The following is a 17,345-nucleotide window of genomic DNA, read 5'->3' on the forward strand; positions in this document are numbered from 1 at the left end:
TCAGAGCAGGGTCTTGATGTCCGCGGCGGACTCCGGGCCGTAGGCCTGCGTGAGGCGCTCCAGCGCGGACTCTTTGCTCAGCGTCCACTCCTGGGTGCCCATGGTCTCCAGGACGAGCACGGCGATCAGCGAGCCGAGCTGCGCGGAACGCTCCAGGCTCAGCCCGGCGGTGTGCGCGGTGAGGAAGCCGGCGCGGAAGGCATCGCCGACACCGGTCGGCTCGACCTTCTCGACCTCGGGTACGACGCCGACGGTCACCTCGCTGCCGTCGCGGTCGACGATCCGCACGCCTTCCGCGCCCAGGGTGGTGACGCGGACGCCGACCTTCTGGGCGACCTCCTCCTCGCTCAGACCGGTCTTCTGCAGCAGCAGCGCCCACTCGTACTTGTTCGTGAAGAGGTACGCGGCGCCATCGATGAGCTGCACCGACTGGTCGCCGTCCAGCCTGGCCAGCTGCTGGGAGGGATCGGCGGCGAACGGGATGCCGAGTTCACGGCACTCGGCGGTGTGCCGCAGCATCGCCTCGGGGTCGTTGGCGCCGACCAGGACGAGATCCAGGTCCCTGGTCTCGGCGAGTTCCGCGATGGAGATGTCGCGGGCCTCGCTCATAGCGCCGGGGTAGAACGACGCGATCTGGGCCATGTCGTCGTCGGTGGTGCAGACGAAACGCGCGGTGTGGGCGCGCTCGGACACCAGCACCGTGGAGCAGTCGACGCCGTGCTTCTCCAGCCAGGCGCGATACTCGCCGAAGTCGGCGCCGACGGCACCGACGAGCAAGGGGGTGCGATTGAGCAGGCCCATGGCGTAGGCGATGTTGCCACCGACGCCACCGCGACGGATCTGCAGATCATCGACGAGGAAGCTCAGCGACACGTGGTCGAGCTGATCGGCCAGCAGTACGTCGGCGAACCGTCCGGGGAAGCGCATGAGGTGGTCGGTCGCAATGGACGCGGAAACGGCTATGGACACGTGGCTGGGCCCTTCAACTGTAGGCGGCAGGCGGTCAAGACCGGGACGACAAAGGTCCCGGTCTCACCGTAGCGGATCCGCCGCACCGATCCGGGCGCAGCCGCGCACCTACATGTCCGGACGGGACAACCGATTTCGCGAGCCCACGTCACCCGACTCGCATGGCCCGAAGGCCCGGAGCGGCGGCCGGTCTCAGTTGAAGGAGTCGCCGCAGGCGCAGGAGCCGGTGGCGTTCGGGTTGTCGATGGTGAAGCCCTGCTTCTCGATGGTGTCGACGAAGTCGATCGAGGCGCCCTGCACGTACGGCGCGCTCATCCGGTCGACGGCCAGCGTGACACCCGCGAAGTCGACGGTGAGGTCGCCGTCGAGCGAGCGGTCGTCGAAGAACAGCTGGTAGCGCAGGCCGGCACAACCACCCGGCTGCACCGCGATCCGCAGCGCCAGGTCGTCGCGTCCCTCCTGGTCCAGCAGTGCCTTCGCCTTCGCGGCGGCGGCGTCGGTCAGACTCACACCGTGGGTGGCGGTCTCGTTCTGCACAGTCATGAACTCTCCTCGAGGAACCTGTGGTCTACCCGAACAGCGCACGGGGTCGTGTCGGTCAACACCACTCGGCCGGCTGCTATTCCTCCATCTTGCCACCACCCGATCCGCGGTGACACGCAACCTGCGTGACACCGCACACTCCGGGCGAATCGGACCGCATTTCTCGCCGCGCTACCCATCGAATAGCCTGGTCTGTGTGAAGTTGTTCCGTCGCGGCGAGTCCAGCAGCACCGACGCGACCGCCGAATCGACGGTGGTCACGGACGGTGGCTCGGCCGCGGGCACCACCCGCGCGGCGGCCACGGCCACCGCGGGCAAGGGCCGCCCCACCCCGAAACGCCGTGACGCACAAGGCAAGCGCCGTGGCCCGATAGCGCCCGCTCCGCTCACCGCGAAGGAGGCCCGCGCCCGCCGCAAGGCCACGCGGGGCACCAGGGCGGAACGCAAGGCCGCGTCCGCCAGACGGCGCGAGGCCGCCGCGGATCGACGGGAACGCATGCTCGCGGGCGAGGACAAATACCTGCCGCCCCGCGACCAGGGCCCGGTCCGGGCATTCGTGCGCGACATCGTCGACGCCCGGCGCAACCTGGTCGGCCTGTTCATGCCGATGGCGCTGGTGCTGATCCTGTCGATGTTCGTCGCGCCCGCGCTGCAGACCATCGTCACCCTGGCCATGCTGGTGATGATGCTGTTCATGGGCGTCGAGGGCGTGCTGCTCGGCCGGGTGGTGAACAACCGGGTCAGGGAGCGTTTCCCGGAGACCACCGACGGCGGGTACCGGCTGGGCTGGTACGCATTCGTCCGCGCCTCACAGATCCGCAAGATGCGCGCCCCCAAGCCGCGCGTCAGCCCCGGCGACGCTGTGTAGTTTTGCCAGCGCCTTCGGCGCTGGGTGTTCGCGGCCCCTTTGTGGCTCGCGTTTGCGCGACCGCCGCTTGCTCCTTCGTCGCCTACGCGACGGCCGCGCAAACGCGAGCCGGGCCGCGAACGGAACATGCTCGGTCTCGCTTCGCTCGAAACCGGGAGTCGAGGTGCGCTGGGCGCGTAGGTGTCGAAGCTCGCTCTCGGGTGCAGACGGTCGATAGACGCAGGCTGACGACTCGAGCCGACAGCCTCTTGCGGTCCTGCCGCCTATGCGGCGGCCGCTTGCATCCCTGTCACCTACGTGGCGGCCGCTCCGACGCGCGCCGGGCCGCCAACGAGCAATGTGGTCGATCTTGCTTCGCTCGAACAGCTGTGGTTGAGGCCGGGCGGTTCACGGTCGCCCTTCCTCCGACTTGCCCGGCTGGGCCGCTGCGCGATGCCGGAGGGAAGCGCGGCGTTGCGTCAGCGGTGGTGGGTGTTGCGGCCGAGCATGGCCGTCAGCTCGGAGTCCAGTCGTTCCGCGTCGCGGTCGACCACGTTCGAGGAACCCGCGCGAGCCGTTCCGCGGGCGACGAGTGTGGCGAAAGCCACGATGACTGCCAGGGAGACGAGGAAAGTAACCATGGCAGTAATTTTGCGTTCAGTTATTTACGGCCGAAAGTGGCGGTGCTGACATTGTTCGTAAAAATACGGCCACTAGACTGACGGCATGCTGTCGAAGGTCGCCGTCGTGCTGTCCGAACGCATGGCCATGTTCGAATTCGGGGTCATCTGCGAGGTTTTCGGCCTGGACCGCACGGCCGACGGGCTGCCGGGCTTCGATTTCCGGGTGTGCGGGGCCGAGCCGGGCGTTCCGCTGCACTCGACCAGCCCCGGGATCACGGTCACCCCGGAATACGGGCTCGCGGAGCTGGCGACGGCCGATCTGGTGGCCATCCCCGCCGCCGCGGCCGACCAGGGATTCGATCCACGGGTCGTCACGGCCGTCCGCGAGGCGGCGGCAGCCGGGGCGACCGTGCTCACCGTGTGTTCCGGCGCCTTCCTGGCCGGGGCGGCCGGGCTGCTCGACGGCCGCAAGTGCACCACGCACTGGCGTCATGTGGAGCAACTCGCCGCCGCGTACCCGGCGGCGACCGTCGATCCGGACGTGCTGTTCGTCGACGAAGGCGATCTGATCACCAGCGCGGGCACCGCCGCGGGCATCGACGCCTGCCTGCACCTGGTGCGGCGCGAACTCGGCAGCGGCGTGGCCAACGCGATCGCGCGGCGCATGGTGGTCCCGCCGCAGCGCGACGGCGGGCAGCGGCAATTCATCGAACGCCCCGTCGCCGCCTGCACCTCCGACAGCCTCATCCCCACTCTGGAGTGGATGAACGAGCACCTCGACCTGCCACACACGGTGGAAGACCTCGCCACGCGCGCCAACATGTCCACCCGCACCTTCGCGCGCCGGTTCGTCGCCGAGACCGGAACCACCCCCGTGAAATGGCTCACCAACCAGCGCGTGCTACTGGCCAAGCATTTGCTGGAGGACACCGACCTCGGGCTGGAGCACATCGCCGCCCGCTCCGGCTTCGGCTCCGGCGCTCTCCTGCGCCATCACTTCCAGCGCCTCGTCGGCATCGCCCCCACCGAATACCGTCGCCGCTTCGGCCGCAGCCCGGAAGCCTCGATTTGAACGCGGAAACGAGACAGCTGTAGCCGCCCTCGCTCATGGCCACCCCGACGCCTATCGGCGAACCCGCATCGGATGCCGACCGGCTTACCGCAGCCACTCGGAGGTCTCCCGGTCGGCGCGTCGCAGATCGGTGCGGGACGCGTCTGCCTCGGCGGCTCCTGAGCGCGGATCCGCAGACACGCGTGGCGGTGTGCTCTTCGATTGATACCGTGCACCCGTGTCACAAACTTCCTCGTCGGCAGCGCCACGCAGCACCCTCGTTCTCGGTGGCGCGCGGTCGGGGAAGTCGGCGTTCGCCGAGGACATCGCGGTCCGGGCGGGCGGTCCGGTGCGTTATCTCGCCACCGCGGTGCCCGACCCCGCCGACCACGACTTCGCCGAACGCATCGCCACGCACCGCGGCCGACGCCCGGCAGGCTGGTCGACCGTCGAAAGCGCCGATCCGGCGGCAATTCTCGCCGAACCAGCGCCGCCGCCCGCCCTCACCCTGATCGACGACATCGGCACCTGGCTGACCGCCCGCATCGACGCAAGCGACGCGTGGGACGCCCCGCGCGGGACGGTCTGCCCCGATACCGACGCGCTGGTGGCAGCCGTCGCCGCCTACCCCGGCGATCTGGTGATCGTCAGCCCGGAGGTCGGCATGGGCGTCATCCCCGCCACGCGCTCCGGCCGCCTCTTCCGCGACGAGATCGGCATCCTCAACCAGCGCCTCGCCCAGGTCTGCGACGAAGCCTTCCTCGTCGTCGCGGGGCTCCCGCTGCGCCTCAAATAGCGCCGCGCGCTGCCCTCTCGAACACTGCCACCACCGCGCGGGTGCGAACTCGACCGCGGCATCCCATTGCACCGCGAGGTCATCCGCCGCGATCGCGGCGAGGTGGCCGGTTTCCCGCCCAACGAAGTGCGACCGGCTGTGCCGATGAGTGGTAGACCCCTGCTGCCGCTCGTGAGAGGGGTGGCGCAGCTGACGGGTTACTCGCAGGCGGCGCGTAAGCGGTCGCTCATCCGAAGGATGGTGTCTGCCGTGAACCGAGTTGCGCTCGGAGGCCGGACGAGCGGGCGAGCACAGGCGGACCGGTGCCGCGAGTCAGGTCACGGGCGGACGGCGCGAAGGGGGCAATGGCAAGATTGGGCGGCGTAGTCGGCGTAACCGCCATGACGAAAGGCTCGATAGTGACGCACGGATTCGGACCGGTAGCGCCTCCGGACACACAGTTTCGTGCGGCCGCCGAGCAGCGGCAGGCGCAGCTGACCAAGCCTGCCAGGGCGCTGGGCCGATTGGAGGAACTCGGCAACTGGGTGGCGGCTTGCCAGGGCACGTGCCCGCCGAAGCAGTTCGAGCGCGCCAGAGTCGTGGTCTTCGCCGGGGATCACGGCATCGCACGGCACGGGGTATCGGCGTACCCGAGCGAGGTCACCGCGCAGATGGTCGCGAACTTCCTCGGTGGCGGCGCCGCTGTCAACGCGCTCGCGGCCGTTGCGGGCGCGACGGTCCGGGTCGCGGACATCTCCGTGGACGCCGACACCGACCCGCAGGTGTCCAAGCACAAGGTGCGTCGTTCCAGCGGGGCGATCGATCGCGAGGACGCACTCACCGCGGAAGAGGTCCGCGCGGCGCTCGAGGCGGGCCGCGCCATCGCCGACGAGGAGATCGATGCGGGCGCCGATCTGCTGATCGCGGGCGACATGGGCATCGGCAATACCACCCCCGCCACCGTGCTCGTCGCGAGCCTCACCAACACCGAACCGGTCGCCGCCGTCGGCCGCGGCACCGGCGTGGACGACGCCGGATGGATCCGCAAGGTCGCCGCGATCCGGGATGCGATGCGCCGCGCCCGTCCGGTGGTGAAGGATCCGGTCGAACTCCTTCGCGTCGCGGGGGGCGCCGACTTCGCCGCGATGGCCGCTTTCCTCGCCCAAGCCGCCACCCGGCGCACGCCCGTCGTCCTCGACGGCGTCGTCGTCACGGCGGCGGCGATGGTCGCCGAGGATCTCGCCGCGGGTGCGAGCGCCTGGTGGCTGGCCGGTCACCGCTCCACCGAACCGGCCCACGATCTCGCGCTGCGTCACCTGCGTCTGGACCCTCTGATCGATCTGACCATGCGCCTCGGCGAAGGCTCGGGAGCCCTGACCGCCCTCCCCATCCTCCGCTCGGCGGTGGCCACCCTCGCGGAGATGTCCACCTTCGGCGAAGCGGGCGTCAGCACCGCCGACCCGGAACCGGCGAGCCCCGCACCGAACCTGCGCAAGTGACGCCGTCCCGCGCGACAGGCCGACGGCGGATCGCCCGCGCTCCCGAGCAGGCGCGGGCGGAACTCCGTCACCACGGCCTTCCACCTGCGGGCTGTATTCATCCGCCGACGACAGTGCGCAGGCGGAACTCGACGCCGCAGCCGGTCATCTCCCACATCGTCGACCCGCGCGAAGCGCCGGTCGCCGCCCGAGGTCCGGCATGAACGGTGTCCGGTTGGCGATTTCCTGGCTCACCGTGCTGCCGGTTCGCGGGCCGGATGCCGTGGATCGACCGGCGGCGGCGCGCGCGATCTTGTTGGCCCCACTGGTCGGGGCCCTGCTCGGCGCCGGGGCGGCGGCCCTGCTCGGGGCACTGTCCCGGGCCGGAGCAAGCACCGCGCTTGCCGGGCTACTGGTGGTGGGCGCGCTGGCGTTGATCACCAGAGGCATGCACCTCGACGGCCTGGCCGACACCTTGGACGGGCTCGGCAGCTACGGGCCGCCGGAGCGGGCCAGGGAGATCATGAAGAGCGGCGGGGCCGGCCCGTTCGGTGTGGCGGGACTCGTCTTCACCATCGGGGTCCAAGCGTTCTCGTTCGCGGCCCTCGCCGATTCGGGCAGATGGCTCGCGGTCGCCCTCGCCGTGGCGACCGGCCGTGTCGCGGTAATCCTCGCCTGCCGAGGTGTCCCCGCCGCGCCCGGCACCGGTTTCGGCATTCTGGTGGCCGACACGCAGTCGGCCCTCGCCGGGGCCGCCTGGTCCGCGATCGCGATCGGCCTCGCTGTCCTCGCCGTCCCGGGCTGTGCGTGGCTCGGCCCCCTCGCGGTGGTGCTCGGTCTGGCCGCCTCGGCAATTCTGGTCCGGCACTGCGCCCGTCGCTTGGGCGGACTCTCCGGTGACGTCCTCGGCGCCGCGGTCGAGACCACCGTCGCGGTCGCGGCGGCCGTGCTGTCGCTCGCAGTCCCCACCGGCTGACCCACCCCAGGCGGCAGGCCCGGCATGACGATTTGAACATTGGTCGAGTTCGAACGCGGGCGAGAGTCTGGGTCACTGGAATTTTTCCGGCCGTGCCGCGCGGATCGTCTGGGTCGGGCAATAAGGTGGGCGGTATGTCTTCTGAGCGCCTGTATTTTCGCCAGCTGTTGTCGGGACGCGACTACGCCGTGGGCGATCCGATCGCGACGCAGATGCGCAACTTCGCGTATTTGATCGGCGATCGGGAAACGGGCGAGTGTGTGGTGATCGATCCGGCCTACGCGGCGGGTGATCTGGTGGACATCGCCGAGGGAGACGGCCTGCGCCTGAGTGGCGTGCTCGCCACCCATCATCACCCCGATCACGTGGGCGGCACGATGCTCGGCTTCACCCTGCGCGGAGTGCGTGAGCTCCTCGAAAAGACAAGCGTCCCAGTGCATGTCAACGCCAAAGAGCTGCCGTGGGTGGCCAACGTCACCGGGATCGCCGAGAGCGAGCTGACCGGCCACGAGCACGGCGACAAGGTCGGTGTCGGGACCTTCGAGATCGAGTTACTACACACACCCGGCCACACACCGGGCAGCCAATGCTTCCTGTTCGACAACCGCCTGATCGCCGGCGACACGTTGTTCGTCGACGGCTGCGGCCGCACCGATTTCCCGGGCGGCGATTCGGACGAAATGTTCCGCAGCCTGCGCTACCTAGCCGGACTCGCCGGCGATCCGGTCGTCTACCCGGGACACTGGTATTCGCAGGAACCCAACGCCGCACTGTCCACTGTCCGGGACAAAAATTACGTCATGCGTCCGCAGACGCTGGAGCAGTGGCACATGCTGATGCCGGGCTGAGTCACATCGGCCGCATCCACCCGTGCTTGTCGGCGAAGGTGCCGCGCTGGATGCCGGTGAGGGTGTCGCGCAGGGCCATGGTGACCACGCCGGGCTCTCCGCCGCCGATGGTGAATTCGCCGTCACCGGAACGGACCCAGCCGACCGGGGTGATCACCGCGGCGGTGCCGCACGCGAAAACCTCGGTGATCTCACCGGATTCGGCGCCCTTGCGCCATTCCTCGACCGAGATCTTGCGCTCCTCGACCGGGAAGCCGGAATCGGCGGCGAGGGTGAGCAGCGAGTCGCGGGTGATGCCCGGCAACAAGGAGCCGGACAGTTCCGGGGTGACCAGCCGCGCCTCGGAGCCGGAACCGAAGACGAAGAACAGGTTGTTGGTGCCCATCTCCTCGACATAGCGGCGCTCACACGCGTCCAGCCACACCACTTGGTCGCATCCCTTGGCCGACGCCTCGGCCTGCGCGAGCAGCGACGCCGCGTAGTTGCCCGCGACCTTCGCCTCGCCGGTGCCGCCCGGCGCGGCGCGCACGTATTCGGTGGACAGCCAGACCCGCACCGGCTTCACGCCGCGGGGGAAGTACGCCCCCGCCGGGGAGCCGAGCAGCAGGTACTTGTACGCCGCGGCGGGCTTCACCCCGAGCCCGGCCTCGGTGGCGAACATGAACGGCCGCAGGTACAGCGATTCCTCGCCGCCCGCCGCGGGCACCCAGTCCCGGTCCACCTCCAGCAGTTGCCGGACCGACTCGATGAACAGCTCGTCCGGCAGCTCGGCCATCGCCATCCGGCGAGCCGACCGGCGGAAACGCGCGGCGTTGGCATCGATGCGGAAACAGGAGACGCTGCCGTCACCCTGCCGGTAGGCCTTGAGTCCCTCGAAGATGGCCTGGCCGTAGTGGAACACCATGGTCGCGGGATCCAGCGCCAGCGGTCCGTACGGCTCCACCCGCGCGTTCGTCCACGTGCCGCCCGCGTAATCGATCGAGACCATGTGATCGGTGAAGTGGCGCCCGAACCCCGGCTGCGCCAGTACCTCTTGTCGCCGCTGCGCTGCGAGTGGCGCGGGATGCGGAACACGGGTGAACTGTGCGGCAGCGGTCATGCCGACGATCCTATCCGGCCCGATCCGCGCCATTTCGCCATGGTCCGCGCCCTCCCGCGCCGCGCCGATCTCAGCCGATGCCCGCGTCCGGGCGCGGGGCGGTCACTTGGTGTTGGTCCGGACGAAGGGCGGGCGGACGGTCTCGCAGCGCAGGCGGCGGCCGCGCACGTCGACCTCTACCTCGGTGCCGGGTTCGACGTCGGCCGAGGTGTCCAGCAGGGCCAGCGCGATGCCGGCCTTGAGGGTGGGCGAGAAGGTGCCGGACGTGGTTTCGCCGACCGGTTCGCCGTCGCGCAGCACGGTTTGCCCTTGCCGGAGCACACCGCGGTCGAGCGCCCGCAGGCCGAGCAGGATTCGGCGCGGACCGTCCGACTTCTCCTGTTCCAGAGCGGCCTTCCCCCAGAACTCCGGTTTCGTCCAGCCGACCGCCCAGCCGCAGCGCGCCTGCACCGGCGAGATGTCCGGCGAGAGTTCGTGCCCGTGCAAGGGGTAGCCCATCTCGGTGCGCAGGGTATCGCGGGCGCCGAGCCCGGCCACCTGGCCCTCGGCCGCGCGCACCCGCTCGGTCAAAGCGCGGAACAGCGGCTCGGCGTCGTCCCAGCGCGGCAGCAACTCGTAGCCGTGCTCGCCGGTGTAGCCGGTGCGGCAGACGCGGACGGGGCGGCCGTCCCAATCGGCGTCGGCGTAGGCCATGTACCCGAGGTCGGTGGGCAGACCGAGCGCGCTGAGCACCTCGGTGGAGCGCGGCCCTTGCACGGCGAACACGGCGAAGTCGCGGTGTTCGTCGGTGACCGTGACGCCCTCGGGCGCCGCCTTGCGCAGTTCGGCGACCACCGCCGCGGTGTTGGCGGCGTTCGGCACCAGGAAGATCTCGTCGTCGGCGACGTAGTAGGCGATCAGGTCGTCGATCACTCCCCCGTCGGGGGCGCAGCATAGCGTGTACTGCGCCTTACCCGCCCGGATCCGGCCGAGATCGTTGGTCAGCGCCGAGTTAACGAACGCCGCGGCGCCCGGACCGCGCACCGTCGCCTTGCCGAGATGACTGACGTCGAACAGCCCCACCGTCGTGCGAACCGCCTGGTGCTCGGTCACCGTGCCCGCGTACGACACCGGCATCTCCCAGCCCCCGAACGGCGCGAAGGTGGCGCCCAGCTCGACGTGCACGGCGTGGATGGGTCCTTGCAGGAGGCTCGTCTCGGTCACCAGCCGAGCTTATCCGGGACCGATGCCCAGGTCCTCGTCCCGCTCACGCCCCCAGACCGAACCACATCGGGATGAGGGTCGGACCGTTCTCCGGCAGCGTGTGCGTCGTTCCGGTCGGGGCGAACCCGCACCGGCCGTAGAGCCGAGCGGATCGTTCGGTGCTCGCTTCGAGAAACACCGGGACGACCGATTCCGTCAGCCGGTCGGCGAGGATCGCCGCACCGGCTCCTTTGCCGCGATGCTCGGGCCTGGTCACGATCACTTGCAGGTACCGATGCGGGAACTCGCGGGGATGTTCGCGGGCGAGCAGGTCGGTGACGATCGCGGCGCGTCGCAGCGCCCGCACACCGGGCGCCTGTTCGACCATGGCCCGCGCCTCGGCGGCTTCGGCGGCGAATCGTTCGATCGAGGTGACCTGCTGCCAGATCGAGATCGACCAGATCTCCCCGCCCGCGCCCGCGACCCAGATCTCGTCGTCCCGCAAGGCGCGATCGATCAACCCAGGCACGAACGCGGTGCGGAACCCGGTGTCGGGTTGATCTTCGAGGATCCACGCCGTCACCACCTCGTCCGCACTGGCCGCGACGAACGCCTCGATCAGCGGGTCACGGTCGTGCCCGGTCGCCCGGCGAGCAGTGATCTCCATTGCGCTCCCTTCGATGTGAACACCGTATTCGTACGCGAATCCATGCGGCCGCGCCCCGAGTTCGCCGAGTTGCTCGACCCGCGGGCCCGCCGCGTCTCCCACCGCTTCCTCGCCCACCCGACGGACCGAATAGCCTGTGCCCATGACCGCTGTTGCAGATCGCTCGCTCGGACCGGAACTGGCACGCACCGAGACCATCGGCGCGGACACCGATGTGCTCGTCATCGGGTTGACCTCCTCGGAGGACGGCCCCGCCATCGTGCCCGAGGACCTGTTCGGCGACGTGCTCACCGCCGACGTGCGCGCGGAACTGCTCGATCAGCTGGGCGCGGTCGGCGCGAAGGGCAAGGCCGAGGAACTGACCCGGATACCGGCGCCGCCCGGACTGGACGGGGTGACCAGCGTGCTCGCCGTCGGCCTCGGCTCCGCCGACAAACTCGACGCCGAGCAGATCCGCCGCTCGGCCGGTGTGGCCGCCCGCTCGCTGTCCGGCACCGAACTGGTGGCGACCACGCTGTCGGGACTGGACATCGGTGCCGCCGCGGAAGGCTTCTACCTGGGCGCCTACTCGTTCACGCCGTTCCGTTCGGACAAGTCCGCGCCCAAGCCGGACGAGCGCCCCGTGGCCCGCGTCGAGTTGCTGGTGCCCGAGCCCGGATTCGGCGAAGAGGCCCTGTTCCGCGCGCAACTCACCGCCGAGGCCGTCGCCACCGCACGGGATTTCGTGAACACCCCGCCCAGCCACCTGTTCCCGGCCGAGTTCGCCGCGCGGGCGGAGGAACTCGCCGAGGCCGCGGGCCTCACCGTGGAGGTGCTCGACGAGAAGGCGCTGGAAGCGGGTGGTTACGGCGGTGTCCTCGGAGTGGGCAAGGGTTCCTCGCGCCCGCCGCGCCTGATCCGGATCACCTACGCGGGCGGCCCGAAGAAGGTGGCGCTGGTCGGTAAGGGCATCACGTTCGACACCGGCGGCATCTCCATCAAGCCCGCGCAGAACATGGAGAACATGACCTCCGACATGGCCGGCGCCGCCGCCGTGATCGCCGCGACGCTGCTGGCCGCGCGGTTGAGCCTGCCGATCACGGTCACCGCCACGGTGCCGATGGCGGAGAACATGCCCTCGGCCACCGCGCAGCGCCCCGGCGACGTGCTCACCCAGTACGGCGGCACCACCGTCGAAGTGCTCAACACCGATGCCGAGGGCCGGTTGATCCTGGCCGACGCGATCGTGCGCGCGAGCGAGGACGAGCCGGAGTACCTGATCGATGTGGCCACCCTGACCGGCGCGCAGATGGTCGCGCTCGGCACCCGCACGCCCGGCGTGATGGGCACCGACGAGTTCCGCGACCGAGTGGCCCGCATCTCCCGCGAGGTCGGGGAGAACGGCTGGGCGATGCCGCTTCCCGCCGAATTGCGCGGTGACCTGAACTCCAAGATCGCCGACCTGGCCAATGTCGCGCCGCACCGCTGGGGCGGCATGCTCTCGGCCGGACTGTTCCTCAAGGAGTTCGTCCCGGAGGACGTGCAGTGGGCCCACCTCGACGTGGCCGGTCCGGCCTACAACACCGGCGGCCCGTTCGGCTACATCGGCAAGGGCGGGACCGGCGTGCCGGTGCGCACCCTGATCGCCGTGTTGCAGGACATCGCCGCGGAGTGAGCGACGAGCGCGTCGGCCGGGGTGACTCCCGGCCGACGCGCACCACGCGACCCGGGCGGATAGCCCGCGCACACGCCATGGAAAATCGGACGGATCAGACAATCCGACGGCTCACAGGTCGTACAGATCCCGCTCCAACTCGCGTTGCCGCTCCACCCGCTTGCGGGCGTCGTAGTCACGCATCCGCTGCGGATATCCGGTCTTGCGGACGTCGTAGACGGGGATGTGCAAATCCTTGGCAAGCCGCTGCGCCCCGCGCTCGCCGACGATCCGCCGCGTCCATTCACCATCCGCGGCAATAAGGACAACTGTGACATCTGTCACCGTGGTCTTCGGTTCGATGTAGCCTTCGACGCCCACGTGCGTGCGCACCCAGTCGGCCAGGTAGCGAGCATCCCGCCCGTCCACCGAACGCCCACGTAGAGTGCCGCCACCCCGGGTCGCGCCGCCGCGGAAACGATCCAGCAAACCCAACGACGCCGACCTCCTTTCCTGCACCGGAGAATGTTCACCGCCGGTCTTCCCATACTGCCAGCTCCGCGCAGTACGCCGCCCTGTGCTACATGGCTTGCGCGCGAGTGCAAGGATGGACCGCGGTACAAGAACCACACGGATCTCCGGCGCCACCACAATGATCGGTGGCTTACGGACTCCCGGCGCGACCCGCGGCGGGCGTCCGCAGCGAGATCAACTGTTGTAGAACCCCGTCGAGCAGTCAGAGGAGTCAACGGACATGGCCTTCTCCGTCCAGATGCCCGCTCTTGGTGAGAGCGTCACCGAGGGAACGGTGACCAGGTGGCTGAAGCAGGAAGGAGACACGGTCGAGGTCGACGAGCCGCTGCTCGAAGTCTCCACCGACAAGGTCGACACCGAAATCCCGTCCCCCGCGGCGGGTGTGCTGTCGAAGATCGTCGCGAACGAAGACGACGTGGTCGAGGTCGGCGGCGAGCTCGGCGTCATCAGCGAGGCCGGTGAGGCGGAATCCTCCGCTCCCGCGCCCGCTCCGGAAGCCGCCGCGCCCGCGCAGGAGACTGCCGTCCCCGCGGAGGAGGCGCCCGCTGCCGAGCCCGAGGCCGCTCCGGCCGAGGAGTCCGCGCCCGCCGCCCAAGCCGCGCCCGCGTCGTCCGGTGACGGCACGTCGGTGAAGATGCCGGAACTCGGCGAGTCGGTCACCGAGGGCACCGTCACCCGCTGGCTGAAGTCGGTCGGCGACGAGGTCGCCGTCGACGAACCGCTGCTCGAGGTCTCCACCGACAAGGTCGACACCGAGATCCCCTCGCCCGTCGCGGGCACCCTGCTGGAGATCACCGCCCAGGAAGACGACGTCGTCGCGGTCGGTGGACAGCTCGGCGTCATCGGCAGCGGTTCCCCCGCGGCCGCCGCCCCGGCTCCCGCGCCCGCCCCGGCTCCCGAACCCGCTCCGAAGCCCGCACCGGCCCCGAAGCCGGAACCGGCCCCCGCCGCCGCCGCGCCCGCTCCGGCAGCTGCCCCCGCTCCGGCGCCCAAGCCCGCTCCGGCCCCCGCGCCCGCCGCCGCTCCGGCTGCCGAATCCTCCAACGGCGCAACCCCTTACGTCACTCCGCTGGTCCGCAAGCTGGCCGAGGAGAACAAGGTCGACCTCGCCGCGATCACCGGTTCCGGTGTCGGCGGCCGCATTCGCAAGCAGGACGTGCTCGCCGCCGCCGAGGCCAAGAAGGCCCCTGCTCCGGCCGCCGCTCCCGCCGCGTCCGCTCCCGCCGCGGCGAAGGCGCCCGCGGTGGCGAGCCCGGAACTGGCCCACCTGCGCGGCACCGTGCAGAAGGCCAACCGCATCCGCCAGATCACCGCGACCAAGACCCGCGAGTCGCTGCAGACCACCGCGCAGCTGACCCAGGTGCACGAGGCGGACGTCACCAAGATCGCGACGCTGCGCAAGCAGGCCAAGGCGGCGTTCAAGGACCGCGAGGGCGTCAACCTGACGTTCCTGCCCTTCTTCGCCAAGGCCGTGGTCGAGGCGCTCGGCGTGCACCCGAACGTCAACGCCAGCTACGACGAGTCCAGCAAGGAGATCACCTACCACGCCTCGGTGCACCTCGGCATCGCGGTCGACACCGAGCAGGGCCTGCTGTCGCCGGTGATCCACAACGCCAGCGACCTGTCGCTGGCCGGACTGGCGCGCGCCATCGCCGACATCGCCAACCGCGCCCGCACCGGCGGACTGAAGCCCGACGAGCTGGCCGGTGGCACCTTCACCATCACCAACATCGGCAGCCAGGGCGCGCTGTTCGACACCCCGATCCTGGTGCCGCCGCAGGCGGCCATGCTGGGTACGGGCGCGATCGTCAAGCGCCCGGTCGTGGTGACCGACGAGACCGGCAACGAGTCCATCGGCGTCCGCTCGATGTGCTACCTGCCGCTCACCTACGACCACCGCCTGATCGACGGCGCCGACGCCGGACGCTTCCTGACCACGATCCGCCACCGGCTCGAGGAAGCGGCGTTCGAGGCCGATCTCGGTCTGTGAGGAAGGTCCCGCGGCACCTATGAAGGTCGTGATCGCCGGCTCGTCCGGGTTGATCGGGACAGCGCTCGTCGCGGCACTGCGCCGCGACGGGCACGAGGTCGCCCGGTTGGTGCGCAGAAAAGCGGCGGGCGCGGACGAATTCGCCTGGAATCCGGCTCGTGCCCAGCTGGACGAACGGGCGCTTCGCGGCGCCGACGCCGTGGTCAACCTCTGCGGTGCGAGCGTCGGGCGGCGCCGCTGGACCGGCAGCTTCAAACAGGAGCTGCGCGACAGCCGCATCACACCGACCGACGTCCTGGCCGGTGCGGTGGTCGCCGCGGACGTGCCCGTACTGCTCAATGCCAGCGGCGTGCATTACTACGGCGGCGACACCGGCGACCGGGTCGTGGACGAGACCTCCCCCGCCGGATCGGGTTTCCTGGCCGCCCTGTGCCGGGACTGGGAGAAGGCAACCGCACCCGCCGCCACGGCCGGTGTGCGCACGGTGCTATTGCGCAGCGCCGCGGTGCTGTCCCGGACCGGAGGCGTGCTCGGCGTGCTGCATCCGTTGTACGCGCTCGGCTTGGGCGGGCGGCTGGGCAACGGCCGCCAGTACACGCCGTGGATTTCGATGGCCGACGAGATCGGCGCGATCGTCTTCGCGCTCACCCACGACACGGTCTCCGGCCCGATCAACGTAGTCGGCCCCGCACCGGTCACCAACGCCGAGTTCAGCCGCGCGCTGGGCCGGGCGCTGCATCGCCCCACTCCCCTCGTCGTCCCGGCATTCGCGCTGAACGCGCTGGTCGGCGAGATGGCGCAGGAGGCGATCCTGCGCGGGCCGAGAGCCATCCCCACCGCCCTCGAGGAAGCGGGTTACCAGTTCCACCATCCCACCATCGGCGCCGCGCTGGCCGCCGCGGTGGGACGACCCGGAGATGCTCGATGACCGACCGACTCGACACCAGGCCCGCCACGGTCATCCGCGACGCGACCACCGATGACCTTCCGGCGATCCTCGACATCCACAACGCGAATATCGCCACGTCCACCGCCATCTGGGACACCGAGCGGGTCGGCCTGGACGAGCGCCTCGGCTGGTTCCAGGCCCGCACCGGGGCGGGGCTGCCCGTGCTGGTCGCCGAGATCGACGGCGCGCCGGCGGGTTACGCGAGTTACGGCCCGTGGCGTACCAAATCCGGCTACCGCTACACGGTCGAGAACTCCGTGTACGTCGACGACCGCTTCCAGCGTCGCGGCATCGCCACCGCCCTCCTCACCGAGCTGATCGAACGGGCTCGTCGCGCGGGCACGGTGCACGCCATGATCGCCGCCATCGAATCCGGCAATGCCGGTTCGATCCTCCTGCACGAACGCTTCGGCTTCCACACCGTCGGCGTCCTGCCGGAGGTGGGCCACAAATTCGGCCGCTGGATGGACTTGACGCTCATGCAACTCACCCTTCCCATCGACGTCGTCGACTGACGCACTGTCCCAGCCGCCGACGTACTGCGTTTCCTCTCGCGGACGTATGGAGTGGTGGGAGCTACGCGGGTTTGTGCAGTAGAGGACCGTGCCGCGCACCGAGGCTCGGAGGCTCGGAGGCTCGGAGGCTCGGAGGCTCGGAGGCTCGGAGGCTCGGAGGCTCGGAGGCTCGGAGGAGGGTTGCTCGACGCCCCTGCACGGATGGGCGTATCCGGGGTGACGACGTGCATTTCAGCACGTGACGCCACATAGGTCCGAGGCACACGGTTGACGCGAGCCTTTTCGACGTCCACCCGAAGCGGTGAGGCCTATAGCTCGAAATACGGCGATCGGGCCAATCGACGCCATGGAAGGCCTTGCCCTCCTCGCGACGGAAACCGCACGCTCGCGCGGTACCTCATATCGGGGCAAGGCCGTCCGATGCAGTGGCTCGAGAAGACGGTGCGGATGCTCGCGCCGTACCTCGCCTGGGCAGGACCGTCCGGCGCAACGGCTCACGAAGGCGGTGTGGGTGCTCGCCGCCGCCGGGCTCCGGTTATGTCTGCGACCCGCCCGACGCGTGGACGTGCCAGCGGTTCATGACCGCGCAACCTCCCAGCGCTCCCCCTGGCTATCCGTTCCGGCCGTGCCGGTTCCCCATCGGGGTGCTGGAACCGGCTGGCCCCG

At 70.1% G+C, this 17,345-nt stretch carries 17 protein-coding genes; 10 read left to right on the forward strand and 7 right to left on the reverse strand.

The window, feature by feature from the left end; genetic code table 11:
• Both NG1_RS26400 and NG1_RS26405 read right to left on the reverse strand, forming a co-directional pair.
• Positions 1–969 carry a carbohydrate kinase family protein gene (locus tag NG1_RS26400; RefSeq protein ID WP_062975144.1) on the reverse strand — a complete coding sequence of 323 codons (969 nt, stop codon included), beginning with the start codon at positions 967–969 and terminating at the stop codon, positions 1–3.
• Between the two features lie 192 nt (positions 970–1,161).
• The gene (locus NG1_RS26405) at positions 1,162–1,512 is read right to left on the reverse strand and encodes a HesB/IscA family protein (protein ID WP_040865873.1); all 351 of its coding nucleotides are present in this window, start codon (positions 1,510–1,512) and stop codon (positions 1,162–1,164) included.
• 196 nt (positions 1,513–1,708) lie between these two features.
• Between NG1_RS26405 and NG1_RS26410 the strand changes: the two genes are divergently transcribed.
• The gene (locus NG1_RS26410; RefSeq protein ID WP_062975146.1) at positions 1,709–2,380 is read left to right on the forward strand and encodes a DUF3043 domain-containing protein; all 672 of its coding nucleotides are present in this window, start codon (positions 1,709–1,711) and stop codon (positions 2,378–2,380) included.
• Between the two features lie 458 nt (positions 2,381–2,838).
• On the opposite strand, the gene NG1_RS36975 is transcribed toward NG1_RS26410, so the two are convergent.
• Entirely contained in the window at positions 2,839–3,000 is a 162-nt protein-coding gene (locus NG1_RS36975; protein ID WP_157114239.1) for a hypothetical protein, read from the reverse strand.
• A gap of 85 nt (positions 3,001–3,085) precedes the next feature.
• On the opposite strand from NG1_RS36975, the gene NG1_RS26415 reads away from it, so the two are divergent.
• From NG1_RS26415 to NG1_RS26435, 5 genes are all read left to right on the forward strand, one after another.
• On the forward strand, positions 3,086–4,054 hold the full coding sequence (locus tag NG1_RS26415) for a helix-turn-helix domain-containing protein (protein WP_062975148.1): 969 nt from the start codon (positions 3,086–3,088) through the stop codon (positions 4,052–4,054).
• 217 nt (positions 4,055–4,271) lie between these two features.
• Positions 4,272–4,829, forward strand: a complete 558-nt coding sequence (gene cobU / locus NG1_RS26420; protein ID WP_062975150.1) for a bifunctional adenosylcobinamide kinase/adenosylcobinamide-phosphate guanylyltransferase — start codon at positions 4,272–4,274, stop codon at positions 4,827–4,829.
• Positions 4,830–5,209: 380 nt separating this feature from the next.
• Positions 5,210–6,307, forward strand: coding sequence for a nicotinate-nucleotide--dimethylbenzimidazole phosphoribosyltransferase (gene cobT / locus NG1_RS26425; RefSeq protein ID WP_062975152.1), 1,098 nt, complete (start codon positions 5,210–5,212; stop codon positions 6,305–6,307).
• 199 nt (positions 6,308–6,506) lie between these two features.
• Positions 6,507–7,262, forward strand: coding sequence for an adenosylcobinamide-GDP ribazoletransferase (locus tag NG1_RS26430; RefSeq protein WP_062975153.1), 756 nt, complete (start codon positions 6,507–6,509; stop codon positions 7,260–7,262).
• A 134-nt stretch (positions 7,263–7,396) separates the two neighbouring features.
• Positions 7,397–8,110, forward strand: a complete 714-nt coding sequence (locus NG1_RS26435) for an MBL fold metallo-hydrolase (RefSeq protein ID WP_062975155.1) — start codon at positions 7,397–7,399, stop codon at positions 8,108–8,110.
• Position 8,111: 1 nt separating this feature from the next.
• On the opposite strand, the gene NG1_RS26440 is transcribed toward NG1_RS26435, so the two are convergent.
• From NG1_RS26440 to NG1_RS26450, 3 genes are all read right to left on the reverse strand, one after another.
• A complete protein-coding gene (locus NG1_RS26440) occupies positions 8,112–9,209 on the reverse strand; it encodes a branched-chain amino acid aminotransferase (RefSeq protein WP_062975230.1) in 1,098 nt (365 codons plus the stop codon).
• 102 nt (positions 9,210–9,311) lie between these two features.
• Entirely contained in the window at positions 9,312–10,412 is a 1,101-nt protein-coding gene (gene gcvT, locus NG1_RS26445) for a glycine cleavage system aminomethyltransferase GcvT (RefSeq protein WP_062975157.1), read from the reverse strand.
• A gap of 43 nt (positions 10,413–10,455) precedes the next feature.
• On the reverse strand, positions 10,456–11,175 hold the full coding sequence (locus NG1_RS26450; RefSeq protein WP_245660063.1) for a GNAT family N-acetyltransferase: 720 nt from the start codon (positions 11,173–11,175) through the stop codon (positions 10,456–10,458).
• Positions 11,176–11,200: 25 nt separating this feature from the next.
• On the opposite strand from NG1_RS26450, the gene NG1_RS26455 reads away from it, so the two are divergent.
• A complete protein-coding gene (locus NG1_RS26455) occupies positions 11,201–12,712 on the forward strand; it encodes a leucyl aminopeptidase (RefSeq protein ID WP_062975159.1) in 1,512 nt (503 codons plus the stop codon).
• A 111-nt stretch (positions 12,713–12,823) separates the two neighbouring features.
• Here the strand turns inward: NG1_RS26455 and NG1_RS26460 are convergent, their stop codons facing one another.
• Positions 12,824–13,186: a hypothetical protein gene (locus NG1_RS26460; RefSeq protein ID WP_040865862.1), complete on the reverse strand. Its 363-nt coding sequence runs from the start codon at positions 13,184–13,186 to the stop codon at positions 12,824–12,826.
• 259 nt (positions 13,187–13,445) lie between these two features.
• On the opposite strand from NG1_RS26460, the gene sucB reads away from it, so the two are divergent.
• The 3 genes from sucB to NG1_RS26475 are packed head-to-tail and all read left to right on the forward strand — an operon-like array spanning position 13,446 to position 16,679.
• Positions 13,446–15,215, forward strand: a complete 1,770-nt coding sequence (sucB, locus tag NG1_RS26465; RefSeq protein WP_062975161.1) for a 2-oxoglutarate dehydrogenase, E2 component, dihydrolipoamide succinyltransferase — start codon at positions 13,446–13,448, stop codon at positions 15,213–15,215.
• Positions 15,216–15,234: 19 nt separating this feature from the next.
• A complete protein-coding gene (locus NG1_RS26470) occupies positions 15,235–16,143 on the forward strand; it encodes a TIGR01777 family oxidoreductase (protein ID WP_062975163.1) in 909 nt (302 codons plus the stop codon).
• Positions 16,140–16,679, forward strand: coding sequence for a GNAT family N-acetyltransferase (locus tag NG1_RS26475; RefSeq protein WP_062975164.1), 540 nt, complete (start codon positions 16,140–16,142; stop codon positions 16,677–16,679). Before NG1_RS26470 ends, NG1_RS26475 begins: the two co-directional genes overlap by 4 nt.
• Positions 16,680–17,345 lie beyond the last annotated feature (666 nt).

Source organism: Nocardia gamkensis NBRC 108242, assembly GCF_001612985.1.
Taxonomy (GTDB): Bacteria; Actinomycetota; Actinomycetes; order Mycobacteriales; family Mycobacteriaceae; genus Nocardia; species Nocardia gamkensis.

Coding starts and splice junctions, on each gene's coding strand:
- NG1_RS26405 (WP_040865873.1), bottom strand. CDS start 1,512: ATGACTGTGCAGAACGAGACCGCCACCCACGGTGTGAGTCTGACCGAC.
- NG1_RS36975 (WP_157114239.1), bottom strand. CDS start 3,000: ATGGTTACTTTCCTCGTCTCCCTGGCAGTCATCGTGGCTTTCGCCACA.
- NG1_RS26415 (WP_062975148.1), top strand. CDS start 3,086: ATGCTGTCGAAGGTCGCCGTCGTGCTGTCCGAACGCATGGCCATGTTC.
- cobT (WP_062975152.1), top strand. CDS start 5,210: ATGACGAAAGGCTCGATAGTGACGCACGGATTCGGACCGGTAGCGCCT.
- NG1_RS26430 (WP_062975153.1), top strand. CDS start 6,507: ATGAACGGTGTCCGGTTGGCGATTTCCTGGCTCACCGTGCTGCCGGTT.
- NG1_RS26435 (WP_062975155.1), top strand. CDS start 7,397: ATGTCTTCTGAGCGCCTGTATTTTCGCCAGCTGTTGTCGGGACGCGAC.
- NG1_RS26440 (WP_062975230.1), bottom strand. CDS start 9,209: ATGACCGCTGCCGCACAGTTCACCCGTGTTCCGCATCCCGCGCCACTC.
- NG1_RS26455 (WP_062975159.1), top strand. CDS start 11,201: ATGACCGCTGTTGCAGATCGCTCGCTCGGACCGGAACTGGCACGCACC.
- sucB (WP_062975161.1), top strand. CDS start 13,446: ATGGCCTTCTCCGTCCAGATGCCCGCTCTTGGTGAGAGCGTCACCGAG.
- NG1_RS26470 (WP_062975163.1), top strand. CDS start 15,235: ATGAAGGTCGTGATCGCCGGCTCGTCCGGGTTGATCGGGACAGCGCTC.
- NG1_RS26475 (WP_062975164.1), top strand. CDS start 16,140: ATGACCGACCGACTCGACACCAGGCCCGCCACGGTCATCCGCGACGCG.